Raw genomic sequence first — 6,893 nt, forward strand, 5'->3', positions numbered from 1 at the left:
ATGGGAGGGTACACCGCCATGAATAAGTGGAGATCCACACGTGCGATTATACCTTTATATACATTTAATGGAAATTAAAGCATTGATGTTTATTTCACCCAGGCCTCGCATTCCAATATTTAATATTTTTTGAATAATTAGGTTTGACTAATCTGTGGTTTAATATCATATTGGATAGAAAAACGGAGTAAATCAACGAAATTTTAAGAATAACTTATTTTATAGAGGGAGGTTGATATTGTTGTTTGTTAATGAAGATCAAAAAAAAGTGGCTAACGATGTGGATATGGTTGATTATCTTCTAGCTATAGGAGAGCCTTTGAAGCAAGAAGGAAGTTATTATCGTCATAGTGATCACGATAGTTTAGTTATCAATACGAAACAAAACTACTTCACATGGAACTCAAAAGGCGTTAGTGGTAATGCCATTACCTATTTAATGCACGTGAAGGGATTGAGTTTTCAAGAGTCTGTTCTCAAAATAAATGCCGATCTTGGCCAAAAAGAAATCAAGACATTTGATCATCAAAGTTGCAATAATTACTTAGATGAGTTTGTTTATAACGTAAATGAAGTTAGTAATACAGATGCTATTGAGTCTTACCTGATTGGTGAGAGAGGTATAGACAAAGATATTGTAAGGGATTTAATTAAAACAGATTATATAAAGCAGGACAGCTACAAAAATATTGTTTTCAAGTGGAAAAAAGACAATATGACTATTGGAGCCAGCTTACAAGGAACTACACTTATTCCTGAAGAAAAGCGAATTAGCCCAGACCGAGCTTATTTCAAAAAAATACTTAAAAACACCGAAGAAAACACGTATGAAGGTTTTTCCGTTCAAATAGGTCAACCTAAAAAAATATACTTTTTTGAATCGCCGATCGACTTGCTTAGCTATATGAGTTTATATAAAAAAAATATTAAGAATTGTTTGCTTAAAAGTATGGATGGATTAAAGCATGAAATCGTATTTAGAACAATATCTAGTACGTCAGATGTATTGAGACAACAAAAAAAGGATATTGAACAAATAAAGTTATGTGTAGACAACGATCAAGCAGGTAATGAGTTCGCTAATAAATTATCGTGTTATGCATATAAGAGAATAGATAAACATAAAGTGAAATTTACTTCCCATGTTCCCCAACGACCTAAAAGAGAAGAAAAATGGGATTGGAATAATGAGCTTAAAAAAAAGAAGATAGATAGGAGAATGGATCATGAAGGAAGTCTTTGTTTGTGAAAAACCGTCAGTAGCAAGAGATTTAGCTAAAACACTATCAGGTGGATATAAAGAGATAGGTGGCCACTATCAAGGAAATGATGGCCGTATCTATGTGAGTGCTTTTGGTCACCTTGTTACATGTGTAAAACCCGAAGAAATGAATAGCAATTGGGGATGGAAGGGTGATATATCACACCTTCCATTTTTCATTAAAGATATACCTAGAAAAGTAATTGATGATACCGGTATTAAGAAACAATATAAAATAATTGTTGATCAGATGAAACAAGCTGATGTTATCGTTATTGCGACCGATGCAGGGCGAGAAGGAGAACATATTTTTAGAAATATCTATAAACTTGCAGGTATCAATAAGCCATTAAAGAGATTGTGGGTACAAGACAGCACGGATTCAGGTATTCTAAAAGCTTACGAAAACATGAAAGATGGCCAAGACTATGAGGGCTTAGCAGAAGCAGGAAAACTAAGGGAAGAAAGCGATCTTCTTATTGGATTAAATGCTACACAACTCGCAACAAAAGTGACTGGCAATCAAAAAGTGTTGTCATTAGGAAGAGTACAAACACCTACTCTTGCTATGATCGTTAAACGAGACTTAGCAATTGAAAACTTTTCAAAAGAAGTGTTTTATACTGTCATTGCGCCTATTAAAGATGGTAAAGGAGCATTTGAATTAAAATTAGATAAAGATGAGCGATTAGACAAAAATCATGCAAATACAATCCTTAATATGTTGGGTAATCGCACAGGCTGGAAAATCGATAAGGAGATTAAAAAGGAAAAGCCCAAAGGGCTATTTGATTTAACAACCTTACAAGAATACATGAATAAAAAGCATAAGTGGGGAGCAAAAAAAACACTCACTGTTACGCAAAAATTATATGAGAGTAAGTTTGTAACGTATCCTCGTACAGACAGCACATATATTGCAAGTGACGAAAACTTACCAGGTATTTTAGAAAAACACCAAGATAATAATGTGGTAAATCACATACTTACAGAAGGATATAAAATAGAGAAAACATTTGTAAATCCATCAAAAGTTAATGATCACGAAGCTATTACAATCACAACAAATGCAAATATAAAAAATCTCGAAGGTGACCAAAAATTACTGTATAACGAAATATTCACTCGTTTTATTGCGGCTTTTTATCCTTATGCTGTTAAAGAAATAACCACTCTTTCATTTAGTGATGGTGAATATCGTTTCGATACAAAAGATTCACGATATATTGAATTAGGTTGGCGATCTCTATATGATGAAGAAAAAAAATCAGAAGATACATTATCTAACGTAACATTAGATGATATTTTAGATTATGAATTAAAAGAAAAAGCAACAACGCCACCAAAATATTATACAGAGGGTTCGCTGATCAATGATATGAAAAATGCCGGAAAGTTTTTATTGGATAAAGACGAACGTAAAATGTTAAGTGTAGTACAAGGAATCGGTACGGTAGCAACAAGAGCTGAAATTATCGAGAAATTATATCAGCGGGAATTTATTATGAATAAGAACGGAAAAATTATGTCCACTGCTTTAGGTCGTGAACTCATTAATATGATGCCGGACGATTTCAGCTTGTACAATGTTAAATTAACGGCCTTTTTTGAGACATTATTAGCATCTATTGAAAAAGGTGAGCTAAGTACGGAAGTTTTTTATGAAGAACTTGAAGGCATGGTTAATAAGATGGCCAAGGAGATAAGAAAAAACGCAAAACAATTATCTTCAGGAAAAAAAGAAAAAGAAGTGATTGCGAAATGTCCGAATTGTGGCCGTCCAATGTATGAAAATCAGAAAGGTTATTCTTGTTCGGGATATAAAGAAGGATGCTCTACAACACTATGGAAGAACGGTTTAGAAAAACTCGGAAAGAAAAATATCTCTAAAACAGAAGCACAAAAACTTTTATCGGGGAAAAAAGTTAATGTAGCACTAAAAAGTAAAGCAGGAAATAAATATAAAAAAGACGTTACATTTAATACAAAAACGAATTGGATTGAAGTTGGTCAATTACCCCCACTTAAACGCTAACGCGTTTTGAAGTGGGGGCTTGTAAAAGCCCTAATTGTCTAGCCTAAGTCTTTCGAGGACTACGTTAGAAAAGTGAATACGGCTTTGTATGATTCCCTAGTACATTTTGTCGTTCAGGCGCTGTAATGACTCTGAGAGGTAGGAGTGGTCAACCTGTTGCACGAAGCTTTTCTAACATTGGCGAAGGGAAACTAACTCTAAAAGGAGGACGAATCTTGAGAGTATTCGTCAAATCAATGCGGGGGTCGAATTTGGACCCTTGTAAAAACCAAAAAGCAAGACAATTACTCAAAGAAAAGAAAGCAAAAATTATAAGTTACAAACCTTTTACGATTCAAATGTTGATTGCGACGGGTGAGACAACACATGAATCACATGTCGGTATTGATTTAGGCGCTAAGTACACAGGTGTTGCGATTACACAAGAAGACAGAGTCTTAGCAAAAGGCAACATTGAATGTCGCCAAGATATAAAGGGGCTACTTGAAACTAAAAAAATCTACCGAAGAAGCAGACGCTCTCGTAAAACACGTTACAGAAAATGTAAATTCAAACATAAAACAACGCGTGTTTACTCAAACAAGAAAGGGAAATGGGTTAAGAAAAAAACACCTTTCACAAGCCCCAGACCCAAAAGCTGGCTACCACCAAGTCTTGAAAGTCGTACACAAAATGTATTCTTTTGGATTGATACATTCACTTCTCTTTTACCGAAGGTAACATTGCATATTGAAGTTGGAAAGTTTGATGTCCAAAAGATGAAAAATCCAGGCATCCAAGGGAAATCTTATCAAGAAGGGGATACCTTCGGGTATCACGATGTCCGTTATTATGTTTTTGCTCGTGACAACTACACCTGTCAAGTGTGCAAGAAAAAAGGGAACATTCTTAACACGCATCACATTATCTATCGAAGCCACGGTGGAAGCGATGCACCTTCAAACTTAATTAGCGTATGCACAGATTGTCACACAAGCGACAATCATAAAAGAGGTCGCATTCTTTGGAACTGGATGGAGAAAAGAAAAAAAGTACCAACGTATAAAGAACCGCCATTCATGAATGCCTTAAGAATACGTACGTTTCGTAGATATCCTGATGCTAGAATCATCTACGGTTCTGAAACAACGCCAAGAAGAAAAGAACTTCATCTAGAGAAGACACATTATAATGATGCGATTGCCATATCAGGCATTCAACATATCAAAGAAAATCCACCTACTATATTTTATATCAAGCAATTCAGAAAGAAAAAACGTTCTTTACACGAAGCGACAGCTAGAAAAGGTCGGAAGAACAAGAACCTAACACAAAAACGCAACAAAAAAAACACAAAAGAAATGAAAGGTATTCATTTGAATGACACTGTACGCATTTTTGGAAAAATCGGATTTGTTAGCGGATTTACTAACGTAGGTCTTTACGTCAAAGACATCCACAATGCTTATATTACAAAGCCGGGAAAGACCTACAAACAAGTCAGTTTCAAAGATGTGACAGTGGAAAATCATAACAACAATTGGCAATTCATCTCCCACCTAGCTTCTGACGGAGCTTGAGGAAGGAGACTTCTTGCCTAAGTTCGTTAAACAGTTAGAAGCTAAAAATAGGGAATTAACACAAAGTAATAATAGTTTGACCAAAGAAGTTGGCTTATTAAGAGTAAGGTCTGGCAAATTAGCTTCGGAATTAAGTAATCTAAATTCCGAAAATAGTCAGCTAGAACAAGGCTTATCAGATGTTATTGATAATGTACCTAGATTTGATGAATATATTAAACTTTTGGGATTTCAAAGAGTAATAAATCGTCGATCGACAGAAGCTGAAATGTATCATTTTAATAAGGCAGAGGCTCAAGATGTTTTTAAACTAGGCTCAAATGTTGTTAAGAGTTTCATGAAAAACGAGGAAGCAAATATTCCATTTAGAAATGACACAACTAAAACAGCCAAGCTACTATTTGATAAACAAGTTAGTTCTACCGGAAATGATTACACACTGAGAGTTCAAGTGACAGATAGGGCTGATAATTCGATTGAAACGGATAGGGTAAATGATTTTATAAATAAGTACGAAAAATACATTACTTTAAACAAAGTCGACCAGTCAATAGATTCAATGAAATTACTTGAAGAAGTAGTAGATAATAAATATTCTATAATTTCAGCCAAAGAAGAATTGGATAGCTTAGAATATCTAAAATCGAATGTTTTAAATGGTATACATGAATCTTATCATGATGAAATTAGAGGCGGATTTATGAGCTATGAACATATTTCGGCATTAGAAAAAAAAGAAAACGCTAAATTAGATGTTGAAATTGCAAATACAGAAAAGTACTTGAATAAATTTCTTGATAAAGAAAAAGAATTGCAAAAATATATTGAAACAAACGGGAGTAATTATAATGATTATCTCAAAGATAATCGAGTGGATGAAATAGTTGACTACATTGATCATACTGGTGATAATTTTGAAGATGCATATGATAACGTTATTGAAGATAAGCAAGAAACATCGCAAAGTTTAAGCTTATAACTTTTTAAAAGATCTCTTTCTAATAAGAAAACGATAGATGTTTGATAATCACTATTTAAAAGGGGCAGATAACGAATGAGTAAATTAGATTGTTTAATATCAGGTGTATTTCAAATTAATAAATAGGGTGGTGCTATTTTGAGAAAAAGAAAAACAAGAATAAATTCAGTAAATATGATACTGTTTTGTGTGCTATTTTCTTTAATAATGGTCGTATACCATCAGGTATATTGGCCATTATTTTTATTTGTTACTATTGTTGGATGTATAGGGTTTACCAGGGTTTTAATTAAACAAAAACTGCAACTAAGACTCAAAAAATCCGGCATAGAAGACATCCTACAGATGGGCGGCTTTCAATTCGAGCATTATTTGGCCACGCTATTTAGAGACAATGGTTATGCTGTCAAAGTTACAAGTGCCAGAGGGGATTTTGGCGCTGATCTCTTACTAAGTAAAGATGGTAAAAAAATTGCTGTCCAAGCGAAAAGATATATTAAACCAGTTGGGATTAAAGCTGTCCAAGAGGTTATTGCTGCAGCAACCTATTACAAAACCAATGAATCGTGGGTTGTCGCCACAAACAGTTTCACAAAATCAGCAAAGGTGCTCGCTCATGCTTCAGAAGTAAAACTAATCGACAAAGAAAATCTGATTAGCATGATATTGAAAATGAATCCTGAAGCAAACGAAGTAGCTTCTAACACCTTGAAAAAAATTAAACCGAAAGATATTCGTTGTAAAAAGTGTGGTGGTGTCATGAGTGTGAAAAAAGGTAAGTACGGTAATTTTTATCTAAATTAGGCGAGAAAACCCCCATCTTCAAGGAATGTTATGGGCTAAGCCCAATGAGTAAGTGGGGGATGAATCGCCTTTGGGCAAGGGATAGGACTTCCCCGTCTTAATTGCCCGACTTGTCGAGTGCTACTTGTATGAGGTGAAAAATAGTTTGTGTACGAGTACCAAACCCTTTTTCATCTTTGTATTTGTCCACTCTATTCAAAAGTGTTTTTGGGAATCTTAATACAACGGATTGTTTTTCCATCATAACCCCCTAAA

Annotated in this window: 6 protein-coding genes; 5 read left to right on the forward strand and 1 reads right to left on the reverse strand. The window is 34.4% G+C overall.

Annotation, left to right across the window (positions count from 1 at the left end; translation table 11 throughout):
* Positions 1 to 241: 241 nt before the first annotated feature.
* The 5 genes from BM390_RS11735 to BM390_RS11755 all read left to right on the forward strand — a co-directional run bounded on the left by BM390_RS11735 (position 242) and on the right by BM390_RS11755 (position 6,638).
* Positions 242 to 1,249: a DUF3991 domain-containing protein gene (locus BM390_RS11735; RefSeq protein ID WP_089855000.1), complete on the forward strand. Its 1,008-nt coding sequence runs from the start codon at positions 242 to 244 to the stop codon at positions 1,247 to 1,249.
* Complete coding sequence (locus BM390_RS11740; RefSeq protein WP_256212437.1) at positions 1,227 to 3,296, forward strand: DNA topoisomerase; 2,070 nt, start codon at positions 1,227 to 1,229, stop codon at positions 3,294 to 3,296. Before BM390_RS11735 ends, BM390_RS11740 begins: the two co-directional genes overlap by 23 nt.
* Before the next feature lie 215 nt (positions 3,297 to 3,511).
* A complete protein-coding gene (iscB, locus tag BM390_RS11745) occupies positions 3,512 to 4,855 on the forward strand; it encodes an RNA-guided endonuclease IscB (protein WP_089855006.1) in 1,344 nt (447 codons plus the stop codon).
* Between the two features lie 13 nt (positions 4,856 to 4,868).
* On the forward strand, positions 4,869 to 5,834 hold the full coding sequence (locus tag BM390_RS11750) for a hypothetical protein (protein WP_089855009.1): 966 nt from the start codon (positions 4,869 to 4,871) through the stop codon (positions 5,832 to 5,834).
* Positions 5,835 to 5,972: 138 nt separating this feature from the next.
* Positions 5,973 to 6,638, forward strand: coding sequence for a restriction endonuclease (locus BM390_RS11755; protein WP_089855012.1), 666 nt, complete (start codon positions 5,973 to 5,975; stop codon positions 6,636 to 6,638).
* 97 nt (positions 6,639 to 6,735) lie between these two features.
* On the opposite strand, the gene BM390_RS15545 is transcribed toward BM390_RS11755, so the two are convergent.
* A complete protein-coding gene (locus tag BM390_RS15545) occupies positions 6,736 to 6,879 on the reverse strand; it encodes a hypothetical protein (protein WP_177220722.1) in 144 nt (47 codons plus the stop codon).
* Positions 6,880 to 6,893: the final 14 nt, after the last annotated feature.

Origin of the sequence: Halolactibacillus miurensis, from assembly GCF_900116255.1 — a bacterium.
Lineage (GTDB): Bacteria > Bacillota > Bacilli > Bacillales > Amphibacillaceae > Halolactibacillus > Halolactibacillus miurensis.